The following is a 24,827-nucleotide window of genomic DNA, read 5'->3' as shown; positions in this document are numbered from 1 at the left end:
AGCGTGCGACTCGTGGATTATCTTCATGACCGCAAAGCTCTGCTAATACGAGAGATATGACCCCGCGATCGAACTTTGATATCAAGAGAATTATGATTGCCGCCATTCTTTCGGCGATCGCGGGACTATTGGCAGGAGCCCAGTGGGTGTCTGCACAGGAGAAAACAAATGCCTGATTCGAATTCCAGCAAGGGCGAGGTTCTCACCCAGGTCCTGAAAAAAATGCGCAGCGGCGAGAAGATCGCTCCAAGCGAGTTTCAGGACTTCGTGAAAGCCCAGAACGACGGCGCAACCACCGGCCTTAAGGTCGGAGAGAAAATACCGGACTTCGCGCTTGCGGATCAGGACGGTAATCGAAGAACGTTTCGCGATCTGACCGGCCCTTCGGGCCTTCTTCTGGTCTTTAGTCGAAGCGCCGATTGGTGACCCTACTGTAGAAGCCAGCTCGTGGAGCTGGAACAATCGCACCAGGGCTTCGAAAAGCAGGGTGTAAGGATCGCGGCCATTACCTACGATTCTCAGGATATTCTGCAGCGCTTCAGCGCCGCTCATCAACTTGGTTACCCCTGCCTATCCGACAAGGGTAGCGTCGTCATTCGCGAGTTCGGAATCCTCAATCCGAATGTCCCGAAGGATCATCCGTTCTTCGGCATTCCGTTCCCCGGTGACTACCTGATTTCGCCCGATGGTGTAATCAAGGCCAAGTACTTCCTGCCCGACTATCAGACAAGAGTAGCCTCGTCAGAGATCCTGCTTAATGAATTCGGCGCGGACACGAATACTCAATCAGTGTCGCTAGCAGCCGGGGACATCCGAATCGTGATCACCCCTTCGACCGATCACGCGGTCGCCGGCCAGGAAATCGGAGTAGCCGCCCAGTTCACAATTGCAAAGGGCTGGCACATTTACGGACAGCCACTTCCGGCGAACTACACTCCGACGACGATCGTGTTTGACAGCGACTGCGTCGCCGAGCAGTCGTTCGAATATCCAGATCCAAAGAAGGTCGCCTTCCTCAATATCGGCGAGACACTTCCCGTCTACGCGGGCAACTTCCGAGTCAAGGGAAAAATTCTCGCGAGACGCGGACTGAAGCCGGGCGACTACAAACTAAAGGGAAAACTCAGCTTTCAGGAATGTAGCGAGCAGATTTGCAAGATCCCGCAATCGGTCACGTTCGAGATTCCTTTCAGGATCGAGCCAATGGCATCGGCGGCGCCCAAGCCTTCGACCGGAACTCGATCATAGACAACCGTTAGAGCTGAGCGGCTTGACCAACTAAGATTCGGAAACGCACGGCAGCCGGTAACAAATGCGCCCAAGAATACAGCCGGGACCGAGTGACAGCCGCACGCGAAGTCGCGATCTTTCGTTCTAGAGTCACCGGAAGGTCCAAGAGGTCGCAAACCTTCCACTCTGACGGCGGAAGCCGACGATCGTCACAAACTGCTGATTCTACAAGGAGAGTTGGTGGAGCGGGCGACCGGGGTCGAACCGGCGACGTCCAGCTTGGGAAGGGCGCCGACCAGGGTGAGCCAGGGAAACCCGAGGATGAAAATCCTTGAGCTATAAGGATTTTCTAATTTTCGACTTCCCGCCTTTGACCTCGATTTTGACCGCTCTCCCGGCAACTTTGACAGAAATTTGCCAGAAACTGACGTCCAGCTAAGGGGGTCTACAGTCGGCGGTCGCCAGCGATTTTTCAGATCTGTTCGACGTCCAGCCAGGTGTGAAAAACGTCAAAAACGGTGTTGGCCACGGAGCATCGAAATCATCGAGGCGCCCTACTTCCCTAATGCGACATCTCGCGCTCGCGAAACTCAACAGCGCCTTCCTCGGGTTGAAATACCACATCGAACTCTTTTCGACCGTAGTACCACGCTGGCTCGCGAGGTTTCGTCATCCAAGCCGCGACTTGTGGCAGCGCCTCGCTCGTCAGTTTCTCCTTGACCCTCGATTTCAACGATCGAAGCACGGGAAAGACATCGAGAGTCCACTTGCCTCGAAGATACTCTTGAATCCACTGGTCATCGCCGTAGCTCAGTCGCTTGTCCCAGCGCACAAATTGCACGCGGAGCACAACATACGGCCGCCGGTTCTCGAGCATTCGTCGGAAATCGGACTCGCTGAGTATGGGGCTCGAGGTGAAGCGCAGTTCAAGCTCCGGTAGTTCAGGTTGCTTTTCGAGCTCCTGGCTCAACAGCTCCGCGCCGATAGGGTAGGACAACCGTTCAGAGAGCTTCTGTCGCCATCGTGGATGCAGCACGTTTTTTATCTACCGGTCGGGGCTGTTCCGCTCAGCACTGCGAGCACAAACGCCCAGAAGCGGTTGCTCAATTCCAATCGCTCAAGTCGCTTATGCAGGTATGGCTGTCGAATGCTGAGCGCGCGCCTTCTCCGCCTCGACAACCTTCATCATCTCGTAAACGGCCTTTCGCTTCCCCAGATTCAGAGGCACTAGACGAAGAGCGGTATCACGAATCGCACATGCTATACTCGCCTCGAACTGAGCCATGACTCCGAACAGACGCGAACGTCTCTGCATCAGATTCACGCGCTTGAAGCGAATAGATTGATATCTTCCGAATGCCTCTTCGACGCTGCGATTTTCCGCCAGCAATCGCGCCAGCACGATTGCATCTTCAATGGCCATCGCCGCCCCCTGACCGAGATTCGGCGTCATCGCGTGCGCGGCATCTCCAAGCAATGCAACCCGCCCTTTCACCCAGCTACTAAGCACCACGTTCTCCAGATCGGTCGGAACTAGCTGCGCAGCCTCTACGACCTGCTCCAAAACTGCCGGTGCGGAACCTCGGAAATTCCTGAACTCACTGTGGAAACGCGCGACCCTTTTTTCGGGCGGGTCTCCTGAAGAGTCGCGTCCGACCGGGGGACCATTGAGGGTAGTGAAGCAATAGAGTTCATCTTCACTGATAGGTACAAGGCCAAGCCGGCGCCCCCGCCCCCACATCTCGATCGGACATTCGACCGCCCTTGGGCGCTGTACGATTGTTCTCCAAGAGAAGTAACCGACGTATTTTGGTTCACGTGCATTGAACAGTAATCTTCGAACGCGCGAATGCACGCCGTCGCAGCCGACAACCACATCGTAGTTTCCACGCGACCCATCGCTGAAGAATACGCTTAACAAATCCGCCGAGATGTCCACCGAATCAACGGTCGTCCCAAGCCTGATCTCAATACCCTCTGCGTTTCTCAGAAGCAGGTTGTGTAAAACAGCGCGATGCATCGCGACTCCCAAGATCTTCAGACCGAGGTCAGCGAATTCTGTCGAATTGATCTCACGCCCTCGATCGTCTGTAACGCGCGCGAGCTCGAACTGATGACCGCTTGCCAGAATTTCTTCCCTCAGCCCCAAGAGATCCAAACATGCAAGCGCGTTGGCTGCGAGCCCGATTCCCGCCCCAACCGGATTGAAAGAACCCGCGCGCTCAACGACATCGACCAACAGTCCCCGATGTCGAGCAGCTAATCCCAGTGTAAGTCCGCCGATACCAGCGCCGACTATCAGCATTCTCTTCTGGCGCATGCCGGACGAATATCAGGCTTTCCCTCCGAGAGGAATTGTAAATCAACGCGTCATCCGCGCGCGACTACTTCGATCACATTCAGGGACTCCAGGGAAATGGATCGTGTTTTGCTCACCGCTACAAGTGGCACCTGCACGGAACAGCAACGACTCGGAGCAGCACCGCATGGACAGCGAGTTCTATCTTCAGGCACGACGGGAGTGGGACGAACGCTACGGCGACCTCGTTCTCGGAAAACGCAACTGGCAGATCACCTCAGCCGGCCTGATGCTCCTGAGCCTAATTCTCGCTCTCGGCATCGTCTGGATGAGCGCGCAAACCAAAGTGATCCCATTCGTGGTCGAAGTCGACAAGCTCGGCTACGCCATCACGATCCCGACCGCACTCACCGCATCGAACACGCCGGCAACGGTCGAACGCATGAAGCGATACGAGATCGCCGCGTTCATCCGCAACGCGCGATCCGTCTGCAGCGATCCGGCCGTGGAACAAACCATGCTGAACGACTTGCTCGCACATGCACACGGCGCGGCGAACAAATTCCTCGAGTCGTACTTCCACGCTGATGACTTCGCGAAGAACCCGTTCCAGCTTGTGAAACACCAGACCGTCAGTGTCCAGATCGAATCGATCCTCCAAGCTTCGCCGAAGAGTTACGAGGTCCGGTGGAGCGAGACCGCCCTCGATATGAGCGGTGCGCCGCTCGGGACCAGTCATTGGGAGTCGATCCTCGAAACCGAGATTTCGCCGCAGAACTCGACCGACACCATCATCAGCAATCCTCTGGGATTTTATGTAACGCGGCTCAGTTGGGCCGAGCAGCAGAGCTGAGGAGCACCGAGATGAACCGCCTTGCAATTATCGGGGCCCTGTTGTTTGGAGCATTGGCGCTTAGTGCTTGCGCCGCAAAGCAACCCACTCCGCCGCCGCCGCTTGAGATCGTTCCCCAAGATGCGCCCGAGGCCGAGGCCACGGCGACACCACCCACCGCCGAAGACCTGCTCGCACAACAACCGCCCGACGTCCGAGCAGCCGTCAAGCAGCACGAGCAGGACGGATCATGGCAAGTGTTCAGGACCGATCAGACTCAGCTTTACCCCTACGGCGAACGCCCGGACCCTGTCATCGATTGTGAGCCGCTCCGATCGACCGACATTCAGCTTCAATCCGGAGAAACCATCACCGACGTCGTGATGGGCGACTCCGAACGCTGGCAAGCCACACCGGCCGCTTCCGGTGACCCCAGGAACCCGGTTCCTCATGTGGCGATCAAGCCGCAAGCGCCCGGCATCAGAACCAATCTTGCGATTTACACCACGCGCCACATCTATCACCTGAATCTGCGATCGAGGCCGGGGCACGGTGTCGAGCAGGTCGAGTTCTACTATCCGGATGAGCTGCTCGCTGCGATGAGAGACGCCGACAGACAGACGAGCCAGACAGGAGTGGACCATGCGAGCGGCAGCGACGGCGTCGTTGTCGCCAGCCTCAAGTCGGCCGATCCAGCGGATCTCAATTTCTCGTACAAGATTGCCGGACCCGACGTGCCGTGGCGTCCCGTGCGCGCGTTCGACGACGGCGCCCACGTGTACATCCAGATGCCTCCCACTATGAAGACCGCCGATGCACCCGCGCTTTTGATCGCCGCCTCGGGCGGAAACCAGATGGTCAATTATCGCGTGCGCGGCAACTACTACGTGGTCGACCGGCTCTTCGACAACGCCGTGATGGTCGCCGGCGTCGGACGCGAGCAGGACCGTGTGAGCGTCGCCTACACGGGAGGAGCGAGGTGAGCGCCATGTCGCAAGCTGAGCAACACGAGCTCCCAGCCGAGGAAGGCGGTGGCCGTCTCAACTGGCTGCTTGCAGTGCTGGTCCTCGTCCTCGCGATTGTGATGGGAATCGTGCTCGCCGCGGGCGTGCAATCATCCGGCGTCTCAAGTCAGTCGAGCGCCTCCTCTGACCCAGGAGATGCCAGCGAGACTGCCAACAAGGGCGAGGTCGCCGATCTCCTCTCGCACGGCGGGAAGGTTCCAGACACCGCACCCGCTCTTCCGTTATCGCCACCGCCGGCGAAGCTCCCGGTCGTCATGACCCAGCAACCGCCCCACAACCCCAGCCCATACGAGCAATGGGCCGAGCAGAAGTACATGAAGGCGCTGGAGTCGCCGCAGATCGTCGCTGCGTTCCACAGCTCCGCGCTGGAACTCCCGCAGACTCAAAGCCAGAGCGGCGGCTCAAGTGTCGCTTTCGGCGATTCCGGGGGCACGCCTGCGATCCGACTTCATCCGGCTCCTTCGCCGTACACCGTCATTGCTGGAAACGTGATCCCGGCGCTGCTCGTAAGCGGCATCGACTCGGACCTGCCGGGACCGATCGTCGCCCAGGTACGAGAGAACGTCTTTGACTCCGCGACCGGCCGCTATCTGCTCCTCCCCCAAGGCAGCAGGCTGCTCGGCTCGTACCAGAATGCTTCAGCTTACGGACAACAGCGTGTGCAGATCGCATGGCAACGGCTGATCTTCCCTAACACTTCCAGCATGGACATCGCGGGCATGCCGGGCGCCGATCAGAGCGGCTACGTCGGATTCTCCGACCAGGTCGATAACCACTACCTGCGCACATTCGGGACCGCGATCCTGATGAGTACCATCAGCGCCGGCCAGATGGTCGGACAGATCAGTTCTTTCGGAAGCGGGACTTACTCGCCCTACGGTTATGCGCCGCCGAGTCAGTGGGCGATGGCGGGCGAGGCCGCGGGCACAGGAGTGAGCGGACAGCTCGGACAAGTCGGGCAGCAGTCGCTGCAGCAAGGAATGAATCGTCCGCCCACGCTAACCATCCGGCCCGGTTACCAGTTCAACGTGATCGTGACACAGGACCTCGTAATGCCGGGTCCGTACAAGAACTAGGGAGCGAACCAACAATGAAACTCAAGCTGCGAGAAAAAGAGTTGCCTCCGGTTCAGTTGCGCCTGGTCGTGCCCGCCGGACTGAAGGCGAGGCTCGACCAGTACGTGGCTTTCGTGCACGAGGGTTCCGGGCGCGAGGTAGAGGCCAGGGAGATCGCCGTCGAGATGCTGGCGCAGTTCATGGAGAGCGACCGTCAGTTCAGGCGGTGGCAGAGGCGCGATCAGAGACCAGCGTTGCAGCGAAGCGTGCACGGATCTCAGAGAGCGGTCCAAATCAACGGAGAGGCGTCAGCCTGAGTAACGCGGGAGGTACGGAGTTGGAAATGGCGTGGAGTCAGAGATGGGGCGGGTCGGTCATAGGGCAAGATAAAGTGAACACGGCAAGGTACAGTACCGCGCGCACATTTTCCGCGAATCCCTTCGGGTTTTCGCACGGTCAGCGCACGGTGCGCGAGGTGTTGCGCGGTAGACCCCGACCCGCCCCATCAAGCCAGCAGATTCACACTCTCAAGCGCGCTCCCGGAGCCACTTTCCGGCTCCTCTGCGAGCAAGTCATATGGCTCGCGATGGGCGCGATTCTTATAATGCTGCTCGCCGCCGCAACGCGCGCAGGCGGCCTCATTTTCGTCGTGACGGACAGCTCCTGTCCGATCGGAATCTACCACGTCGTTCACCAACCTCTCGCGCGCGGCGAACTGGTCGAAGCATGCCTGCCCGAAGCGATCGCGAGCTATGGAATGGCCCGCGGATACCTTGCTTCAGGCGAATGTCCGAATGGCGCGGAGCCAGTGATCAAAGTCATCGGCGCGTTGGCCGGCGACCGCGTCGATCTATCGTCGGAAGAGATTCACGTGAACGGCACCGCATTGCCGCAGAGTTCAATGCGTCTACGTGATAGTCGCGGACGCGCGGTACGAACTCTGCCGCGCGGGAGCTACGAAACCACGGCCAATGAAGTGTGGCTCTTCGGGCTCCACGACGCGCGCAGTTGGGACTCCCGATACTTCGGACCAGTACCGGTCAACGCTGTTCTCGGAGCCGTGGAACCTGTGTTCACGTTGGGCCGATTCACGCCCGCGAAATGAGGAAACTTGTTATGGCGACGCACTCCAGAGAGCAAGGATTAAGAGTCCATCACCTCACCAATCTCGGCGGCCTCGTCGCGATCGCCGGGCTGGATTCGGAGCCACCGGATCTCCTGCTTGGAGCGTTGCTCAAGATCGCCAGCGATCTCTCGAATTCGAACGTCGAACTGCGCCGCCAACTTGCATCTCTCGGCCGCAAGAAACTCGATGAACGCGGCGCTGAAAAGCGCGCATTCAATTCGTGGCTGCGCGCGAACAACCTGCACAACCTGACGCTCAGCAGCGAGCAAATCGCCCGAATCGTCGACGCGCTTGGCTCGCCCGCACCATCGGATCGATCAGCGCTTGTCCCCGCGCTCAATGCCGCCCTGGACGGAGCGAGATGATGCGCCGCAGACGCTTCATAGATCGCAAAGAGGTCGAGATTCTCGTCCGTCACGCCCGCGGTCGCGAGCACAGGGCAACGCCATGGTGGAAGCTCGCAGGTGAGCGAGTCGGCCGAGTCCAACGCGCATCAACGCGCCGAGGCAGCGCTGGCATCGGGTCTCGCGGCAAGCTTCACACGCGAAGAAGCGTGGTCAAGGTGTCGTACTCGCGAAACGATCGAACCGGTCGTTGGACCGCTCACGCGCGTTACCTGACCCGAGAAGGCGCACAGCGTCAGCAAGCGCACGGGATCGGATTCGACTCGGCAGCGGACGGCCTCGACGTTGTGACCACAGTTCGTGGCTGGGAAAAGAGCGGAGACCAGATTATGTGGCGCCTGATCGTCTCACCCGAAGACGCTTCGCGACTCGATCTCGAAACGCACGCACGCGATCTCGTGGCGTCAATGGAACGCGATCTCGAAACGCGTCTCGAGTGGATCGGAATCGATCACAACAACACTGATAATCCCCACGTTCATCTCCTGATCCGAGGGCGAGACGAGCATGGCCAGAAGCTGGAGATCGCGAGCGAATATGTGAAGTCGGGCATTCGCGCGCGTAGCCAGGAAATCGCGCAACGAGTGCTCGGCTTGAGGCCGGAGCGCGAAGTCTTAGCTGCTCGCGAGAAGGTCATCGACCAAAGCAGGTGGACCGACCTCGACTGGTCCATCAAGCAGCGCAGCGGCGGAGATTCGAGGGTCTCCTACCACGGCGATTTGAACGCGCTCAGTGAGTGGCAGCGCGAACGCTACGGCCAGGAAGTGCGCCGCCTTCGCGCTCTGGAACGGCTCGGATTGGCTTCGAAACGCGGCGAAATGACTTGGGAACTCAAACAGGATTGGGAGCGCGAACTTCGTCGCATGCAACGCGACAACGATATCCAGAAGTCACGTGGCCGCAAACGCGATCACGGCCGGGAGGTGGAACGTGGCTGAGCACCGTCCGTATCGACCGCCGCATGCGTCATCCGGCGACTTGCGACGAATCAAAGCGCTCGCGGGAACCGCGATCGCACTCGCGTTTGTTGCCACCAATTCCGTGGCAGCTCAGCACGCTGCAGCCATGCTCGCCCACTCGACTTATCTCGGCTCGGAGTTCATCCGACTGCCCCGAATCGGCCGACTCTACCTGCCTTGGGAATGGCTCGTCTGGGCCGCAAGATGGCATTCAGTTCCGCAACTTTGGCCGATTTGGGTCACGTGCCTGCGTACCGCCGTCTACCCGATGGCGCTGATCGCGCCGGCCGCCATCGGCGTCATCGCAATCATACGGGGCGACGTATTCGGAAGGCGCGCCGATCTTCACGGTTCCGCCCGCTGGGCCACGAGCCGCGACCTGCGAAGAGCCGGGTTGTTGCCGCCACGCACGATTGTTCGGCGTTTGGGTCGTTATCTCCTGCGCATTCAATCTCGAACGCATAGCGCTGGAATCTATCTGGCTCGCTGGGAGGGTAGCTCGCGAATTCGCTTCCTCCGCGATACCGGCCCCGGCCACGTGCTGGTCTTCGCTCCGACTCGCAGCGGAAAAGGCGCCGGAGTAGTCGTACCCACTCTTTTGACTTGGCCTCATTCTGCGCTGATTCACGACCTCAAGGGCGAAAATTGGGCGCTCACCGCGGGCTGGCGGAAGCAGATGGGCCACGTTTGCCTGAAGTTCGATCCGACCAACACCACGGGCACGAGCGTCAAGTACAACCCGCTCGAACAGGTGCGCCTCAGAACCGAGCACGAAGCCGAAGACGTTCAGAACATCGTGCACATGATCGTCGACCCCGACGGTCGCGGCCTCCACGATCACTGGGTCAAAACCGGCGCCGCGCTGCTCACCGGGACCATTCTTCACGTGCTCTATGCGGAGCCGAACAAGACGCTTCGCGGCGTCGCAGGTGTGCTGAGCGATCCCAGCGCGGCGATGCCTGAGACTATCCAGCGGATGCTCTCTACGGAGCACGACCCCGATGGTTCGATGCGCTGGCGAAGCTATCGCGGCGAGCCGATTCGCACGCATCCGATCGTCGCCGAGAGCATGCGCGAGCTCCTCAACAAGAGCGAGAACGAGCGCTCCGGCGTTTTCTCAACCGCCATGTCGTTCCTTTCCCTCTACCGCGATCCGGTCGTGGCGGCGAACACAGAAAGATCGGAATTCCGGATCTCAGATCTCATGAATCACGCCCGTCCGGTCTCGCTTTACCTCGTCGTGCCTCTCTCCAGCCGCGACCGGCTTCGACCGCTGATGCGGCTGATTCTAAACCAGATCGTCCGCACCCTCACGACCACAATGAACTACCGCGACGGAAAAGCCATCGCGGACTACAAACATCAACTATTGCTGATGCTGGACGAATTTCCGGCACTCGGCCGGCTGGAAGTTTTCTCCGACGCGCTCGCGTTGATCGCGGGCTACGGACTTCGCGCCTGTCTCATCGCCCAGGACTTGAGCCAGATTCACGCAGCATATGGTCACGACGAAGCGATCACGAGCAACTGTCACACACGAGTCGCGTTCACCCCGAACCGCGTCGAAACAGCGCGCTTACTGTCACAAATGGCGGGCGAGGCGACCGTCAAGCACGCGCAGCGCACCTTCTCCAACTCAGGAACTTCAATTTCGGAACCCGAGATCTCGCGTCCGCTGTTGACCACCGACGAAGCAATGCGCCTCTCCGAAGACGCGGCTCTTGTGTTCAGCACCGGGATGCCAACCGCCAGGGCAAGCAAGCTCAGATACTACAAGCTCCCGGAGTTTGCCCGGCGCGTGCAAATTCCACCACCCGAGGTGAGCGATCGCCTAAGAGAAGTCGAAGGAATTGCCACCGAAGCGAACCACTGCGGCAAGAGTGTTTCGCACGCGCCGATTCTCAACAGCTCAGCAAAATCGGTTCAGGACATTTCCGACTCCGCGAGGCTCCTGTGAGACCACGAATTACCGTCTATTTGAGCGAGGGCCAACTCGATTACTTGCGCCGCGAGGCTGCGAAGCGCAGGCGTTCTCTATCGAGCTACGTCACCGATTGCCTACTCGATTACCACGTTGAAGCGGTGCCGCTTCCGAAAACCAGCACGGAGAGTTCCCCTCCTTTCAGTGCGCTGCTCCGCGACACTGAGGAGCACATCGCCGCTGAAATCGAGAAACGGACCTCCGGCGCAAGCAGGCAGTTGTCGAAACAGCTGATGGTTCTCACGGCGATGTTCGATCGCTTCGTGCTCAGCAATTTGGTTCACACGCCCGAAGTCCCCGAGGCCAATCGATCGGACGCCATCTCGAGCGGTGAGCGCCGCTACGCGAACTGGCGAGCTGCGGTTAAGGAAGTTCTCGACCAGCTCGGCGCGCCACCTCCCGAAGCTTGGCTTCAGAACCACCACCCAGAAACGCGCGAGGAGGACGCGGCATGACACCTCGCGACGTTCAGACCGCACGCCTTTCAGAGAAACTCCGGCGCGAGCTCGGGCCAGTAGTCCTCAAGGCTCTGTCCGATCCCGACGTGATCGAAATCATTCTCAACCCGGATGGTCGGATCTGGGTTGAGTCCCACACAGCCGGGATGTCGCAGACCGACGCATCGATGGCGCCAACGCAAGCAGAAAATCTGATCGGCACGGTTGCAGCGGCGCTCAACGCGGTCGCAAATCCGCAGAATCCGATCATCGAGGGCGAGCTTCCGCTCACCGGCAGTCGTTTCGAGGGGCTGCTTCCGCCCATCGCGCCGTCGCCATGCTTCGTGATCAGAAAGCGCGCGTCGGTCCTCTACACGCTCGACCATTACATAAAAGACAACATCGTAACCCGCGCCCAAGCGATCGTTTTGCGAGATGCCATCGCCAAGCGCCGGAACATCGTGATCGCAGGCGGAACCGGCTCCGGGAAAACCACGCTCGTCAACGCACTCATTCACGAGATGGTCAGTCTGGGCGATCAGGCCGAGCGCTTCGTCATCATCGAGGACACGTTGGAGCTTCAATGCGCCGCGCGCAACGCTCTCCAACTTCATACCACCGACGCCGCGGATATGACTCGGCTCGTGCGCGCAACCATGCGACTCAGACCAGACCGGATCATCATCGGCGAGGTTCGCGGCAAGGAAGCGCTCGCCTTGCTGAAGGCCTGGAACACCGGACATCCGGGCGGCATCACCACGCTACACGCCAACAGCGCTTCCGCGGCCCTACTGCGCCTTCTCAGCCTCGTCGAAGAGGCCGGCGTGCCCGCACAACCTCAATTGATCGCGGAGGCGGTCAACTTGCTCGCATTCATGGAGCGCACGTCGATTACGGGGCGTCGCCTTACCGAGCTTGTACACGTCGAAGGGTATAGCCAAAACGCCGGTTTCAAATTTGCGTCAGCAATTTAGCTGAAGGAGCCAAAATCATGTCGCGACTCTATAGACGAATTGTTCAATTCTGGACTGCCGTGTTCGTGCTCATGCCGATCAAAGTTTACGCGGCAATCGCTGCTGGTGGAGCGCTTCCTTGGGATCAACCGCTGAACACGCTCCAAACCGATCTTCAGGGTCCGGTCGCGCACGCAGTCACGACCGCGGCAATCATAGGAACCGGACTGACGTGGTCATTCAGTGAGCATGGCACCGGCGTGCGCAAGATGTCCTCGCTGGCGTTTGGCGGGGCCGCCGCGCTCGGCGCGACCCAGCTCATGACCGCGCTGTTTCCGCTGGGCGGAGGCGCTTTACTCTGACCAGCTCTCCAAGGGAATCGAGATGATCTACCGCGCCACCATCCACCAGTCGCTCACGCGCCCGATGCTCCTCGCGGGAGCCGAAAGAGCGCCAGCACTCGCCAATTGGATCATGGCGGCCGGAATTCTTTTTGGCGGCGGACTGCACTGGTACACAATCGCCACAAGCGCGATGCTCGTCACAATCGGGCATTGGGCTTTGACGCAGGCCGCGAAGTTCGATCCCGAACTGAGCCGAGTTTACTTGCGGCACGTGCGATATCAGCGCGTTTACCCGCCTCGCACCTCGGTCGCCGCGCCGCCAGCGCGCGTTCATTCATCTGTGCCGACACCTCGCGAGATTCGTCGCTGACACGGAGTACTTACGATGTTGCTGCCAGAGTTTAAGAAGCTTCGAAAAACGCCAGACCACGCAGTCGGCCTTCCAGACCTGCTGAATTATGCTGCGTTCGTCGCACCCAGCACCATTCTCATGAAGGACGGAGCCCTGCTCGCCGGATTTGCGTACGCCGGTCCCGATTTGAACTCATCTAGTCCGGAAGAACTCGCGTCGCTAACCCAGCACGTGAATTCGGCGCTGGCCCGCTTTGGTGACGGCTGGATGCTGAACGTTGATTTGATCCGCCACGAGAGCGCCAGCTATCCCGAGGACGGTGAATTCCCTGATCCGACGACCAGGCTGATCGATCGCGAACGCCAGATTCATTACACGGCCGAGCGGCGCCACTTCGAAACCAGTTTCGCGTTAACAACCACCTTCAGGCCTCCGCCCGACCTGCACCGAAGAGCCGCGCGTCTGTTCTTCTCGGACAACGCCACGACGACGGATTGGAGCCGCATGCTCGACTCTTTCCAGCGGACCGTTGCCGAGTTCCAGGATGCCCTCAGTGCAAGCTTGCGCGTCGTCCGGATGGATGACGCAACCCTTCTGACCCACCTGAATGCCTGCATCATAGGCCGCCTTGAATATCGTCGAGCACCGAAGTTTGCCAACTACCTGGACGCCCTCCTTGGAAATCATCGGTTCGTGAGCGGCTTCAAACCCGCCGTTGGCGGCCGGCATATTCGACTCGTCGCACCCGCGGGCTTTCCGCTTGAATCGCACGCCGAAGTCACGGCGTTTCTCAACGAGCTGGCGATTCCGTATCGATGGTCAACGCGCGCTATCTTCCTCGATCCGCAAACTGCCGTGCGCGAACTCTCTGTCTGGCGGCGGAATTGGTTTCAGAAGAGGCTCGGCTTCGCCGGGATTCTGAAGGAGACCTTCGGTTCCGGCACCACAGCGGCTTTTCAAAACCAACACGCTCTGCAAATGGCGACCGACGCGGATAACGCCGTCGCCGAAGCACAAGACGCACTGGTTCGATATTGCTTCTACACCACCGCGGTCGTCGTGACCGAAGACGATCCACAGACGGCGGATACGAACGCCCAGGAGGTTCTCAAACAATTTCAGCACCACGGCTTCGACGCGCGCATCGAACACATCAACGCCAACGAGGCATTTCTTGGTTCGCTTCCCGGACACGGTCACTACAATGTCCGCAGGCCGTTGCTACACTCGCGAAATCTCGCGGACCTTCTGCCGCTCACCAGCGCGTGGCCAGGCGAGGAGCGCAACCCGTGCCCGTTTTATCCGCAAGCCAGCCCGTCACTCTGCTACGCGGCGACGACTGGTGCGACACCGTTTCGCCTGAATATCCACGTCGGCGATGTTGGCCACACGCTGGTCTTCGGTCCAACAGGTTCGGGAAAGAGCACGCTGCTCGCACTTCTGATGGCGCAGTTCTTCCGCTATCCCAACGCACAGGTGTTCGCCTTCGACAAGGGATACTCCGCGTACGTTTTGACAAGCGCCGCTGGCGGAAATCACTACGACCTAGGGCTCGAAGACATTTCGTTTTGTCCCTTTTCGCTGATCGACCGCGACACCGAGCGTCTGTGGGCGCACGAGTGGCTGGAACTCCTACTGCGGCTCCAGAACGTCGCTTTGCTTCCGGAGTATCGAAAGGCGCTTTGGCGCGCGCTCGAGCTGCTCGCGAGCAGTCCATCGTCCGCGCGAACCGTCACGGATCTGATCAACACTGTTCAGGAGCACGCTCTTCGCGACGCGCTCGGGCGCTACTCCGTTACCGGACCGCTCGGAAGATTCCTCGACGCCGACCAGGACGGACTCGATGACGGCCGCTTTCAGACCTTCGAGATCGAGACGCTCATGTCGTTGGGAGAGCAGGTGCTTCTACCCGTGCTCACCTATCTGTTTCATGCAATCGATCGGCGGCTCGACGGTAGACCGACACTGATCGTCCTCGACGAAGCGTGGGTCATGCTCGCCAACGGCGCCTTCGGGGCCAAAATCGAGGAATGGCTGCGCACGCTTCGGAAGAAGAACGCAGCGGTGGTTCTTGCCACTCAGAGCCTCACCGAGGTCGCCAACTCGCCAGTTCGAGACGTGATTCTCGAGTCATGCCCGACGAAGATTCTTCTTCCGAACCCAGAAGCGCTAAATCCCGCAACCGGGGAGCTCTATCGAAAACTTGGGCTGAGCAACCGCCAGATCGAAATCGTCGCGAACGCCGTTCCCAAGCGGCACTACTATTATCTATCACCCATGGGACGACGCCTCTTCGACCTCTCTGTCGAACCCGTCGCGATAGCATTCACCGGAGCAGGATCGAAGGAAGAACTCCTGACTGCCAAGCGGATGCGGGAAGAGCATGGTCGGCACTGGCCGGAACATTGGCTCCGGGACCGCGGTCTGGATGACTGGTCCGAATGCTGGTGCAAGCTGGCCGCCGATGAACTGAACACCGAACCATCCCATCGGCCGCAAATTTTATCGGAGGCAAGCACATGCAACGGAGATACATCTATTTAGCGGCGGTCGTTCTCTGCATGACCCTGCCCGTACGAGCCCGCGCACAGTTCGGCGGCTCGCAGATTGTCTTCGACCCGAATATGTTCGCGCGCCAACTCCAGCAGCTTCAGCAGGAAACCGCTACCGTCACGAACCTCGCTCAACAACTACAGTACGCGATCAAGAACACGACTGGCGGCGGCGCAGGTGTCTGGCAGTCCAACCAGAATCTGCTTACCAACCTCGGCGATCTCATCAATCAGCAGGAAGGACTCTCGTATACCTTTCAGGGCCTTACGCAGCAGTTCCAGCAGCTCTATCCGGGCTACAACGCCACGTCGACCGCGGGAGTCCAGAGTCCGCAGGTCTCCGTCGATACCACGCTGGACACGCTCAACGGTGCACTCGCTTCAGCGCAAGCCCAGGCCCAGAATTTCCAAGCTGAACAGGCTACCCTTCAAAACCTTGAGCTGAAGAACCAGACGGCGATAGGTAATCTGCAGGCGGTTCAAGTGAGCAACGAAATCGCACTGGCACAGGTGCAGCAAATTCAACTACTTCGGCAACTCGTGATGGCCGAGATGAACTCGCAGAATCTCGTGGCTGCGAACCAAGTCAACGGGCAGGTGCAAAGCAATCTCGCCGCACAAGCTATTCTGTCCGCTCCCTCACCTCCCGGCACTCCCGATTGGCTCAGCGGTTCAGTCGGAAGCACTCCGCCGCAACCATGATCAACGGAGACTTCAATTGCTCATGAATTTCCGACGAATGAAGGAACTGATAGTCCTCGCTGGTGTCATCGCGTCGTTGTCAGCCTGTCTCGTCGCGTGCACGCGCAAAGAACAGACAGTCAATTCCTCCCAGACTACGGTCTCACCGACATCAACACCCACGCTGCCCGACTGGATTGGCGGCTCTCCCGGTCCGCCGCCGCCGCAGCCATAGCGGAGAGATTAATATGGATACTCTCAACGGGGTCGTCGCTCAGTTCAATACGGCATCGAGTAACTATGCGGCTGCGATCCAGCCATTCGCATTGAAACTTTTCATCAGTCTTCTCTTCATCGACATTCTGGCGACCGCGCTACAGTTCGGCTTGGATCAAGGCGACGCTCCGCACTATCTTGGGCGGCTTTTCAAGCACGTTCTGAGCGGCGGTTTCATATACCTGATGATCGTCAACGCGTTCCCTTGGATGGGTTACGTGCTGCAGAGTTTTAGCCGCGTCGGTACTTCCGTCTCAGGAACGCCCCATCTCGATCCAGGCACCGTTCTTCAGGTTGGCGGGAACATGGCTCAGACGATTTTCGACTCTCCGGCTAGCGCCAGTCTCATGCCGAATCTCGAACTCGCGATCGTCGAAAGCGTCTCCGCCTTTATTGTCTTACTCTCCTTCGTAATTGCCGCGGCGGCTCTCACGCTCACGCTGATCGAATCATACCTCGTGATCGGAGGCGCAGTTCTGCTGCTCGGTTTTGGCGGATCGCGCTGGACCGCTTCGATCGCCGAAGGCTACTTCGGCTACGTAATTCGAGTCGGGACTCGGCTCCTTTTTTTCTATCTCGTGCTCGGCATTGGAATGCAGATCGCGACACAGTGGCAGGCAGCCATTCTCGCAGCTTGCCATCCCGTCTCAACCGTCTTCCCGTGGTGGTCGACATATGGATCGCCGCCGAAACCAATCGTGACAACGGTGTGCTCGAACACCGTACCCGTTCACGCGATGCTGAATCTGACCGCCATGTCGATCGTTTTCCTCATCGTCACGCTCGCCGTGCCTTATACCGCTGCCAGTATAGTCAGCGGCACAGTTGGGCTCGCTTTGAGCCACGCGTTCGAGGCAGCTTACGTTGCTCAGACGATCATTCGACCCATCACGAGCGCGCTTCAAACCGGATTCAACAAGGTCGCTCAGATAGGCAACGGTAGCGCCGGCAGTAGCGGCGAACCGGCTGGCTGGGTGAAGGCAATGGACTTCGGCCGACAGACGCAGCAACTCGGCAATCTCGGGTCAGACGGCGGACAGCGTGTGCCGGCCCCGAAGGATGTTCGAGGCACACCTGTCATGCCGTCGCGCGCTCCGAACACTACGCCGATCAATTCAGGCGCAGCCCGTTATGGAAACGGCAACGGCACAACGACCATAAGAAAGGCAACCACGACAATGTGAGATCACACGTCGCCTTGGGGGTTAACTCTGTTAGACCTAGTGCGCGTGAGAACGACGACTGAACGAGCGGCGACTTTGTAGCGAATCGACGAGCGCGACTCACGACAGTCTGGCTCCAAGATGTCCTCCGGCGTATTGCGAGAAGTGTCTATCACCCTCAGCCACTCCTCCGCAGCGCCCTCTTGGACGATGAAATCAAGATCTTGCCAAAATGCATTGATCATTACATACAAATCGTCATCACCGACCTGTGACCCGCTCAAGAAAAAAGCCAGTGTATGGGAGTCGTGGGAAAGATCAGGTTGCCCGGTGACTCCATACCAGCGTACCTGGTCTCTCCAGAAGCCGCTGCGTCCGATCGACGGATGGCCCTTGCGGAAAGCGATCATATGCTTGAAGAATCGGAAAATGTCCCGGTTCACCTCAAGACGACTCCAATCAAGCCGGACAGTTTCGTCGTCCCTCCTGTATGGGTTGGGATCGCCGCGCTGGCTATTCATGAATTCATCTCCCGCTCGGAACATCGGGGTTCCGTTCGCAAGCATCAGAAGACAGCAAAAGTTCTTCACCTGACGCTTGCGTAGCGCAATCACATCTTCGGGCGCATCCGAGTCGCCTTCCCAACCACAGTTCCAGCTCTTTTGGCCGTTGTTCGTGTAGGAGACGAGGTCATTCAGACACATGCCGTCGTGGCAGGTTACAAAATTCACGCTTTGTGAAGGGCGAGAGGCATTCGCGAGATCATCTGGAAACAGGTCCGTACTACCGTAGAGCCTGGTCATCACAGCCGAAACTAGTCCGTCATTACCTTTGACGAAACCACGGAGGTCCTCGCGAAATTTTCCATTCCACTGCTGCCAGCCCAGCCCTGGAAACGAGCGACCCAGTACATACCCGCTACCAGCCTCGCCTTGCCAAGGTTCGGCTATCAATCGGACATTTTTGGCCAGATAGCTGGTGATTTCCGCGATGATGGCGGGGTCGTTGTAATTTAGAGAGCCGCTGCTGTCGCGCATAAAGATCGACGCGAGGTCGAAGCGAAACCCATCAATACCGAACTCCCTGGCCCAGTAATGCAAGCTGTCAGTCACCAATTTCCGAACCAGTGGGTGCGCCGTGCGGAGGTCATTGCCGCACGCACTGAAGTTCACGTACTGGCTCAAATCGCTCGGCTCGAGCGCGTAATATGTCGAATTATCAATTCCGCGGAAGCAATAAGTAGGGCCGCTCGGGTCGCCTTCGGTGGTATGATTGTAGACAACATCGAGTATCACCTCGATTCCGGCCCGATGAAGCGCCTCCACCATTTCTCGACACTCGCCCGCCGCAGCATGCGGGTTGGCGTGTTTTGCGTATAGATGGTGGGGAGCGAATAAGCCCAAAGGCATATACCCCCACTGACTTCCCTCTTGGGGATCGTATTGGCTAATGGGCATGAGCTCGACGGCTGTGACACCAAGGTCTTTGAGGTACGGGATCATCGCGCTGACGCCCGCATACGTCCCTTTAGTCCCGTCATTCAGCTTACAACTAGAATGTTTCGTGAAGTCGCGAACGTGCAGCTCGTAGATTACCAAATCATGAGTGTGTCGCCGAACACCTGTCTGCGCAGCCACTGCTTCGAAAGTTCTGTCGGGCAGAATACCTAAGGGGGCCTTGCCGTCATTTGGACCGGGCTTACACGCTGCGCTGCGGCTGAAATCAGGTGGTAGAAAGATCCGACGGGCATAAGGATCTAAGAGTATTTTGCCATGGTCGAAACGATCTCCCGTCACAGGATCGAACGGACCGTCAAGTTTGTAGGCATAGTACCTTGCCTCTCCGATTTCTGCGGCCGGCACGAACATGTGCCAGACTCTGGTGGTCTTGTTGGTCGGAAAGCGAAATCGATATACCTTAGCCGGGACACTAAAATCCGGTTCTTGATAAAGGAGAAGCGACACCGAGGTGGCGTTCTTGGAATAGATGGCAAAGTTGTAACCGCGCTCCGACGCTACCCATGTAGCTCCCAGTGGCAATGGGGAACCTTCAATACGGCTCCATGCGTCGAGGGCAACAGAATTGTGGTTTGAGGACATATCGCCTGACTTCAAACGTATCAATCGATGGGCGTGACTACGAGTCAATCCCGCTCATCTGCGCCGAATACGTGCGCAAGAACGTGATCAGAAAAATGACCAGTGGCAGACCAATCGCGACCTCCTGGGTTGAATGAGCGGCCATAACCGTCACGCCTGGATCTGAACGAGCATCCGCCTAAAACGCATCAAAGCTACCCCGAAGAAGAGAAGTCCGAGGGCCGCGATTACAGCGCAGTCTTTCCAGACGACATCGAAACCAGCTCCCCGGTAAAGCACGGCCTGGGCAAAGCTCACAAAATGTGTAGAAGGCGAAAACTGCATTACTCGCTGAACCGTCTCGGGCATGCTTTCAAGCGGCGTGGTACTACCGGACAGGAGGCTGAGAATGATAAACGCCGGCAGCGCAAGAAGTCCGAACTGCGGCATCGAGCTGACCTGAGTGGCGATCATGATGCTTAGGGAAGTAATCGAAAAGAGATATACCGCCGCGCCGCCCGCGAACAGCGCCAGAGAACCGGCGATCGGCACTCCGAGCGCTAACTTTACGACAATTATCAATGACAAGACCGCGGCGACGACGATCACCAGGCTGTTTGCCCCGATCTTCGCCAGGATTATTTCCGAAGGGCGTAGGGGCATCGCGAGAAGATGCTCGAGCGTGCCGTGCTCGCGCTCCCGTATTACCGCCGCTCCGGCCAGGAATAACGCGAGCATCGTGATACTGTTGACCACCTGCATCACGCTGATAAACCATGCAAAAGTGAAATTCGGATTGAATTTTCCCCTGACCACAAGATTGAACTGCGGGGCGGACGATTTCTCGGTGTGATTGATCGTATAGAAAATTTCCTGGGCCAGAACCTGTTGTATGTAGACCGCGCCCCGACCAGCCTCGGACATCGCTGTTGCGTCCACGTTGACCTGAATGGTCGGCCGGCGGCCATGCTTAAGATCCCGCTCAAAGTTGGGTGGAATATCAATCACGAAGGTGTATTGGCCTCGGTCCATCGCGTCGTCAATTCCCTCGACTGATATCTCAGCGGCCCTGACGAACAGCGGCGGCATAAATGCCTCCACGATGTGCTGCGACAGCGGGGAACGGTCCTCATCGACCACCGCGAGCGACGCATGGTCAACATCCATGTTGACGTCTTTGGCGGGACTGTAAACGAACTGGGTCAGCGCAAAAATGATCAAAAAGACCAGTGCCGCATCGCGCTTTAAGCTGAAGAGTTCCTTGCCGCCAAGCCAGAATATGTTTGCCAGCATGCGGCGCACTTCATTTTTCCTGCTTGTTTAGCAGAGCCATGCTCACGACCAGATAGACAACTATAAAGCAGGCCAGCGCCGCGAAATTGGGGGAAAGGCTGCTGAAATCGCGCCCTTTGGTAAAAGCGCCCAGGCTGATCTGTTGAAAGTAAGTTGCGGGAAAGGCGCGGCCGAAGATGCGGCCAGAGTAGCCTAGGGAAGAAACCGGAGTAAGCCAGCCCGAGAACTGTGTGGCGGGCAGATTAGTGATAATTGCGGCGGCAAAAATCGCCGCGAGCTGGGTCCGAACGAAAACCGAGACCAGTAGTCCGAAACTGGTCGCTGCAGTCACGTACAAAACCGCTCCCAATACGAGTGCGCCGACGCTGCCTTTTACGGGAATCCCAAACAGGAAAACCATTAAAGCCAGCATGGTCACAAACTGCACCAACGCTATCGCGATGTAAGGTGCTTGCTTGCCCCACAGAAATTCCAGTCTCGTGGTGGGCGTGGCGTAGAAATTTGTTATTGAGCCGAGCTCTTTTTCCCGCACGATGCCGAGCGCCGTGAGCATGGCGGGAAAAAATATAAGAAGGATCATCAAGTCGCCGGGCAGCATGGCGAACACGCTCTTAAAGTCCTGGTTGTAGCGAAATCGAACCTCCATATTCGCCGGATCCGGCGGCGATTTCTGCAAGCTTGGCGCGTGAGCAAGGAAATCATCTAGATAGAGTTGGCTCACCGCGTCGATGTAGTCACGCAGAGTATCCCCATAAAACGAATTCGATGCGTCAACCCAGGCGGCAATTTCAGGACGGCGGCCGGATTTGAGGTCGCGTCCGAACCTCGGTGGTACCTCAAGGGCCACCTTCATCTCGCCCGCTTGCAGGCGCCGCTCCTCTTCTGCCTGCTCGTGAATCACGGGATGTTGGTCGAAATAACGCGAGCCCCTGAAGTCCTCCAGATAGTTTCTGCTTTCGGGCGAATTGTCCTGATCGAGTGCCGCGTAGCTGACGTGTTCGACGTCGAGCGAAATTCCGTAGCCGAGGATGATCAAAAGCAAGGCGGGCGCCACCAATGCGAACGTCAGGCGAACGCGATCGCGCAGCAGTTCCCTGGTCTCGCGGCCAGCATACGCCCACAAGCGCGTCAGGCTAAACCAGCTATTGCGGACCTGTTCATGCGCCGAAAGCCACTCTGCCGAGACCGGCGCCTGTTCCGGTTCACCCGTTCCGCCAGCCGTGGCTTCTTCAAGCGCAGAGATAAAGGCCTGCTCCAGGTTGTCGGCGTTGCGCGAGTGTACCAGCTCTTGCGGCGTACCCTGGGCCAGCACCTTTCCGGCGTGCATTAATGAAATGCGGTCGCAACGCTCCGCCTCATTCATAAAATGCGTCGAGAGGAAAATGGTGACTCCGTCTTTACGCGATAGATCTATCAGCAACTGCCAGAACTCGTCGCGCGCGATCGGATCGACGCCCGAGGTCGGTTCATCGAGAATCAGCATTTCGGGCCGATGGATAACGGTAACGGCCAGCGATAACCGTTGTCGAATTCCCAGTGGGAGGGCATCCGGCAATCCGTTGAGGTATAGCGACAAGCCAAACTGAGCCACGAGCTCATCCACCCGACCATCGATTGTCTCCCGCGGCAAATGAAACAGACGGGCGTGCAAGGTCAAATTCTGCCTGACCGTTAACTCGCCATAGAGAGAGAAGGCCTGCGACATGTAGCCGACTCGATTGCGTGTTTGCAGGTCATCAGCTTCGGGTTGATGTCCAAACAGGCGCGCTTTGCCTTCCGTAATGGGCAACAGGCCAGTCAGCATCTTCATGGTCGTGGTCTTGCCGCAGCCATTGGAGCCAAGGAAGCCGAATATCTCTCCGCGCTCGATATGGAAGCTGACGTGATCGACCGCAGTGAAATCGCCGAAGCGCCGGGTAAGTCCCTTTGCTTCGATGGCTACCTCCGTGGAGGGGATGCGTGGCGCAATTACGAAGGCTCGCCGGCCCGCGCGACGTTCGGGCGGCAGCAATTCTACGAAGGCCTTTTCCAGCGTTGACGAGTTGGTTCGCGAACGCAGCTCGTCCGGGGTCCCGGTCGCGAGCACTTTGCCCCCGTCCATCGCCACGAGCCACTCGAAGCGTTCAGCTTCCTCCATGTAAGCAGTCGCCACTAACACGCTCATGCCCGGACGGCGGCTGCGTATCCGCTCGATAAGCTCCCAAAATTGCCGGCGCGATAGTGGGTCGACACCTGTGGTGGGTTCGTCGAGGATGAGCAGATCGGGGTCGTGGATCAATGAGCAGCACAACCCGAGCTTTTGCTTCATTCCGCCCGACAGCTTGCCTGCCGGGCGAGCGCGGAATGGGGTTAAAGCGGTGCTGGCAAGCAATTCGTCGATCCGCGCCGCGCGCTCGCCCGCTGATTGACCGAAGAGGCGTCCGAAGAAGTCGATGTTCTCTTGCACCGATAGGGTCGGATAAAGATTTTTTCCCAAACCTTGGGGCATGTACGCGATACGGGCACACAATGCGGCACGGGTCCGAGCGTCCTCAACGTCATTACCAAGAACTTCGACGCGGCCAGATTGGATTTTTCGCACTCCTGAGATCAGGGCGAGGACCGTGGACTTGCCGACCCCATCGGGACCGATGAAACCAATCAACCGGCCGGCTGGCAGTTCCAAAGCAAGAGACTCGACAGCCGTCGTCTTGCCGTAACGATGGGTTACGCCCTGAAGCCGGGCAACGACGTCTGGTTGGGAACTCATTGATGAGGAATGATTTTCAGCAGTTCAGTAGGTTCTCGCGCCTGGAGTTGCGCCGGCCATTCGACATGCTGATCGACCTTTATATATGCGACGCCGGGCAGGCCGACCTTAACCCAAGGCTCGTATTTTCTAAGCAATTCCGGATCGAGTTGAACCTTTATGCGGAAGGTCAGCTTCTCGCGTTCGACCTGGGTCTCTACGGATTTAGGGGTGAACTGGGCCCTTGCCGATACGTAAGATACTTCCGACGCAAGCGGCCATTGCGGCGCAGCATCGAGCACGACGCGGGCATCAGCGCCAATGGGAACTTCTCCTGCTTCGAGCTCGGGCAGAAAAATCGTCATGTACACATCGGTGAGATCGAGAAGGGTGACGACTTCACCTCCGGCAGACAGGACCTCGCCCGGCTCGGCGAGCTTGTAGAGCACTCGCGCTCTCACCGGCGCCTTCAATTCCCTGTCATCAAGCTGAGTTTGAAGGCGATCGATATCGGCCCGAGTCGCATTGATTGTGCCCACATCGGCAGCGACTTTCGCGGTTGTGGACTCAAAAGCGGAACGATAAGTGTCCATCTTTGTCTGATACGTATCCAGCTGTTGTGAAGCAATAACTGCTTGTTGAAAGAGCTTCGAATATCGGTCGTAGTCCCTCGCCGCAAACCTGAACTGTGTGTTGGCAAGATCGGCGAGCTTCTGATCAGCGACTTTCGAATCCTGGGCCTGTTGCAGTTGGGCTTCCGCCTGATGAAGCTCCGCCAGCATCTCGCGGGTATCCATGCGCGCAACTACCTGACCCGCATTCACCGTGTCGCCTTCTCGCACCAACACTTGGTCGATGCGACCAGCGTACTTGGTCGCTATGTCGATTTCGGTGGCTTCGATGCGGCCATTGCTATACACGAAGCCTGCAGGGATTCCCGCCGGCCGCAGGCGGTACCATGTGTATCCGGCCGCGACGCTGGCCGCGATAAAAACCATCGCTAGCAGCCATTTTGTAAATCGCTTCAAGGACACACTCGCCTAAAATAACGGGCCAGAA

At 58.4% G+C, this 24,827-nt stretch carries 23 protein-coding genes and 1 pseudogene; 18 read left to right on the top strand and 6 right to left on the bottom strand.

The features are described 5' to 3' along the window. Positions 1-168: 168 nt before the first annotated feature. From WB650_RS01670 to WB650_RS01660, 3 genes and pseudogenes are all read left to right on the top strand, one after another. Entirely contained in the window at positions 169-426 is a 258-nt protein-coding gene (locus WB650_RS01670; protein ID WP_423959182.1) for a hypothetical protein, read from the top strand. A 12-nt stretch (positions 427-438) separates the two neighbouring features. Further along, positions 439-690 (top strand): annotated as a pseudogene (locus WB650_RS01665) (redoxin domain-containing protein); the annotation flags it as partial. A gap of 99 nt (positions 691-789) precedes the next feature. Then, a complete protein-coding gene (locus WB650_RS01660; protein ID WP_423959184.1) occupies positions 790-1,248 on the top strand; it encodes a protein-disulfide reductase DsbD domain-containing protein in 459 nt (152 codons plus the stop codon). Positions 1,249-1,792: 544 nt separating this feature from the next. Here WB650_RS01660 and WB650_RS01655 read toward each other — a convergent pair. Both WB650_RS01655 and WB650_RS01650 read right to left on the bottom strand, forming a co-directional pair. Continuing rightward, positions 1,793-2,227, bottom strand: coding sequence for a hypothetical protein (locus WB650_RS01655; protein WP_422304256.1), 435 nt, complete (start codon positions 2,225-2,227; stop codon positions 1,793-1,795). Positions 2,228-2,356: 129 nt separating this feature from the next. After that, a complete protein-coding gene (locus WB650_RS01650; protein WP_422304255.1) occupies positions 2,357-3,535 on the bottom strand; it encodes an FAD-dependent monooxygenase in 1,179 nt (392 codons plus the stop codon). Between the two features lie 181 nt (positions 3,536-3,716). Between WB650_RS01650 and WB650_RS01645 the strand changes: the two genes are divergently transcribed. The 15 genes from WB650_RS01645 to trbL all read left to right on the top strand — a co-directional run bounded on the left by WB650_RS01645 (position 3,717) and on the right by trbL (position 17,690). After that, positions 3,717-4,382 carry a VirB8/TrbF family protein gene (locus tag WB650_RS01645; RefSeq protein WP_422304254.1) on the top strand — a complete coding sequence of 222 codons (666 nt, stop codon included), beginning with the start codon at positions 3,717-3,719 and terminating at the stop codon, positions 4,380-4,382. A gap of 11 nt (positions 4,383-4,393) precedes the next feature. Next, complete coding sequence (gene trbG, locus WB650_RS01640; RefSeq protein WP_423959179.1) at positions 4,394-5,344, top strand: P-type conjugative transfer protein TrbG; 951 nt, start codon at positions 4,394-4,396, stop codon at positions 5,342-5,344. Between the two features lie 5 nt (positions 5,345-5,349). Continuing rightward, positions 5,350-6,462 (top strand): TrbI/VirB10 family protein, encoded by a 1,113-nt coding sequence (locus WB650_RS01635; RefSeq protein WP_422304252.1) that lies wholly within the window; start codon positions 5,350-5,352, stop codon positions 6,460-6,462. A gap of 14 nt (positions 6,463-6,476) precedes the next feature. Then, positions 6,477-6,758 carry a DUF2274 domain-containing protein gene (locus WB650_RS01630; protein WP_422304251.1) on the top strand — a complete coding sequence of 94 codons (282 nt, stop codon included), beginning with the start codon at positions 6,477-6,479 and terminating at the stop codon, positions 6,756-6,758. Positions 6,759-7,027: 269 nt separating this feature from the next. Beyond that, the gene (gene traF / locus WB650_RS01625) at positions 7,028-7,546 is read left to right on the top strand and encodes a conjugative transfer signal peptidase TraF (RefSeq protein ID WP_423959177.1); all 519 of its coding nucleotides are present in this window, start codon (positions 7,028-7,030) and stop codon (positions 7,544-7,546) included. A gap of 11 nt (positions 7,547-7,557) precedes the next feature. Beyond that, positions 7,558-7,932 carry a conjugal transfer protein TraD gene (locus WB650_RS01620; RefSeq protein WP_422304168.1) on the top strand — a complete coding sequence of 125 codons (375 nt, stop codon included), beginning with the start codon at positions 7,558-7,560 and terminating at the stop codon, positions 7,930-7,932. Positions 7,933-8,129: 197 nt separating this feature from the next. After that, complete coding sequence (locus WB650_RS01615) at positions 8,130-8,909, top strand: hypothetical protein (RefSeq protein WP_423959176.1); 780 nt, start codon at positions 8,130-8,132, stop codon at positions 8,907-8,909. Continuing rightward, positions 8,902-10,887, top strand: coding sequence for a type IV secretory system conjugative DNA transfer family protein (locus WB650_RS01610; RefSeq protein ID WP_423959175.1), 1,986 nt, complete (start codon positions 8,902-8,904; stop codon positions 10,885-10,887). Before WB650_RS01615 ends, WB650_RS01610 begins: the two co-directional genes overlap by 8 nt. Then, on the top strand, positions 10,884-11,366 hold the full coding sequence (locus WB650_RS01605) for a hypothetical protein (RefSeq protein WP_422302811.1): 483 nt from the start codon (positions 10,884-10,886) through the stop codon (positions 11,364-11,366). Before WB650_RS01610 ends, WB650_RS01605 begins: the two co-directional genes overlap by 4 nt. Next, a complete protein-coding gene (trbB, locus tag WB650_RS01600; RefSeq protein ID WP_422302813.1) occupies positions 11,363-12,322 on the top strand; it encodes a P-type conjugative transfer ATPase TrbB in 960 nt (319 codons plus the stop codon). The genes WB650_RS01605 and trbB overlap by 4 nt, the downstream gene beginning before the upstream one ends. 17 nt (positions 12,323-12,339) lie before the next feature. After that, on the top strand, positions 12,340-12,663 hold the full coding sequence (locus WB650_RS01595) for a TrbC/VirB2 family protein (RefSeq protein WP_422302815.1): 324 nt from the start codon (positions 12,340-12,342) through the stop codon (positions 12,661-12,663). Between the two features lie 22 nt (positions 12,664-12,685). Then, entirely contained in the window at positions 12,686-13,015 is a 330-nt protein-coding gene (locus WB650_RS01590; RefSeq protein ID WP_422302817.1) for a VirB3 family type IV secretion system protein, read from the top strand. 15 nt (positions 13,016-13,030) lie between these two features. Next, positions 13,031-15,541, top strand: coding sequence for a helicase HerA domain-containing protein (locus tag WB650_RS01585; RefSeq protein WP_422302819.1), 2,511 nt, complete (start codon positions 13,031-13,033; stop codon positions 15,539-15,541). Next, the gene (locus WB650_RS01580; RefSeq protein WP_422302821.1) at positions 15,517-16,251 is read left to right on the top strand and encodes a hypothetical protein; all 735 of its coding nucleotides are present in this window, start codon (positions 15,517-15,519) and stop codon (positions 16,249-16,251) included. The genes WB650_RS01585 and WB650_RS01580 overlap by 25 nt, the downstream gene beginning before the upstream one ends. A 227-nt stretch (positions 16,252-16,478) precedes the next feature. After that, a complete protein-coding gene (gene trbL / locus WB650_RS01575) occupies positions 16,479-17,690 on the top strand; it encodes a P-type conjugative transfer protein TrbL (RefSeq protein ID WP_423959171.1) in 1,212 nt (403 codons plus the stop codon). Between the two features lie 2 nt (positions 17,691-17,692). Here trbL and WB650_RS01570 read toward each other — a convergent pair whose 3' ends face one another. From WB650_RS01570 to WB650_RS01555, 4 genes are all read right to left on the bottom strand, one after another. Next, positions 17,693-19,768, bottom strand: coding sequence for a glycogen debranching protein (locus WB650_RS01570; protein ID WP_422304956.1), 2,076 nt, complete (start codon positions 19,766-19,768; stop codon positions 17,693-17,695). A 150-nt stretch (positions 19,769-19,918) separates the two neighbouring features. Next, positions 19,919-21,040: an ABC transporter permease gene (locus WB650_RS01565; protein ID WP_422304958.1), complete on the bottom strand. Its 1,122-nt coding sequence runs from the start codon at positions 21,038-21,040 to the stop codon at positions 19,919-19,921. A 10-nt stretch (positions 21,041-21,050) separates the two neighbouring features. Further along, positions 21,051-23,789 carry a ribosome-associated ATPase/putative transporter RbbA gene (gene rbbA, locus WB650_RS01560; protein WP_423959169.1) on the bottom strand — a complete coding sequence of 913 codons (2,739 nt, stop codon included), beginning with the start codon at positions 23,787-23,789 and terminating at the stop codon, positions 21,051-21,053. Continuing rightward, complete coding sequence (locus WB650_RS01555; RefSeq protein WP_423959168.1) at positions 23,786-24,766, bottom strand: HlyD family secretion protein; 981 nt, start codon at positions 24,764-24,766, stop codon at positions 23,786-23,788. Before WB650_RS01555 ends, rbbA begins: the two co-directional genes overlap by 4 nt. Positions 24,767-24,827: the final 61 nt, after the last annotated feature.

The organism is Binatus sp. (SeqCode), assembly GCF_049584895.1.
GTDB lineage: Bacteria > Desulfobacterota > Binatia > Binatales > Binataceae > Binatus.
The sequence above is the reverse complement of the archived record's forward strand: the minus strand, read 5'-3'. Positions and strand labels throughout refer to the sequence as shown.

Coding starts and splice junctions, on each gene's coding strand:
- WB650_RS01635 (WP_422304252.1), top strand. CDS start 5,350: ATGTCGCAAGCTGAGCAACACGAGCTCCCAGCCGAGGAAGGCGGTGGC.
- WB650_RS01580 (WP_422302821.1), top strand. CDS start 15,517: ATGCAACGGAGATACATCTATTTAGCGGCGGTCGTTCTCTGCATGACC.
- WB650_RS01620 (WP_422304168.1), top strand. CDS start 7,558: ATGGCGACGCACTCCAGAGAGCAAGGATTAAGAGTCCATCACCTCACC.
- WB650_RS01670 (WP_423959182.1), top strand. CDS start 169: ATGCCTGATTCGAATTCCAGCAAGGGCGAGGTTCTCACCCAGGTCCTG.
- trbL (WP_423959171.1), top strand. CDS start 16,479: ATGGATACTCTCAACGGGGTCGTCGCTCAGTTCAATACGGCATCGAGT.
- WB650_RS01570 (WP_422304956.1), bottom strand. CDS start 19,768: ATGTCCTCAAACCACAATTCTGTTGCCCTCGACGCATGGAGCCGTATT.
- WB650_RS01630 (WP_422304251.1), top strand. CDS start 6,477: ATGAAACTCAAGCTGCGAGAAAAAGAGTTGCCTCCGGTTCAGTTGCGC.
- WB650_RS01555 (WP_423959168.1), bottom strand. CDS start 24,766: ATGGTTTTTATCGCGGCCAGCGTCGCGGCCGGATACACATGGTACCGC.
- WB650_RS01645 (WP_422304254.1), top strand. CDS start 3,717: ATGGACAGCGAGTTCTATCTTCAGGCACGACGGGAGTGGGACGAACGC.
- traF (WP_423959177.1), top strand. CDS start 7,028: ATGGGCGCGATTCTTATAATGCTGCTCGCCGCCGCAACGCGCGCAGGC.
- WB650_RS01650 (WP_422304255.1), bottom strand. CDS start 3,535: ATGCTGATAGTCGGCGCTGGTATCGGCGGACTTACACTGGGATTAGCT.
- rbbA (WP_423959169.1), bottom strand. CDS start 23,789: ATGAGTTCCCAACCAGACGTCGTTGCCCGGCTTCAGGGCGTAACCCAT.
- WB650_RS01565 (WP_422304958.1), bottom strand. CDS start 21,040: ATGCTGGCAAACATATTCTGGCTTGGCGGCAAGGAACTCTTCAGCTTA.
- trbB (WP_422302813.1), top strand. CDS start 11,363: ATGACACCTCGCGACGTTCAGACCGCACGCCTTTCAGAGAAACTCCGG.
- trbG (WP_423959179.1), top strand. CDS start 4,394: ATGAACCGCCTTGCAATTATCGGGGCCCTGTTGTTTGGAGCATTGGCG.
- WB650_RS01585 (WP_422302819.1), top strand. CDS start 13,031: ATGTTGCTGCCAGAGTTTAAGAAGCTTCGAAAAACGCCAGACCACGCA.
- WB650_RS01590 (WP_422302817.1), top strand. CDS start 12,686: ATGATCTACCGCGCCACCATCCACCAGTCGCTCACGCGCCCGATGCTC.
- WB650_RS01595 (WP_422302815.1), top strand. CDS start 12,340: ATGTCGCGACTCTATAGACGAATTGTTCAATTCTGGACTGCCGTGTTC.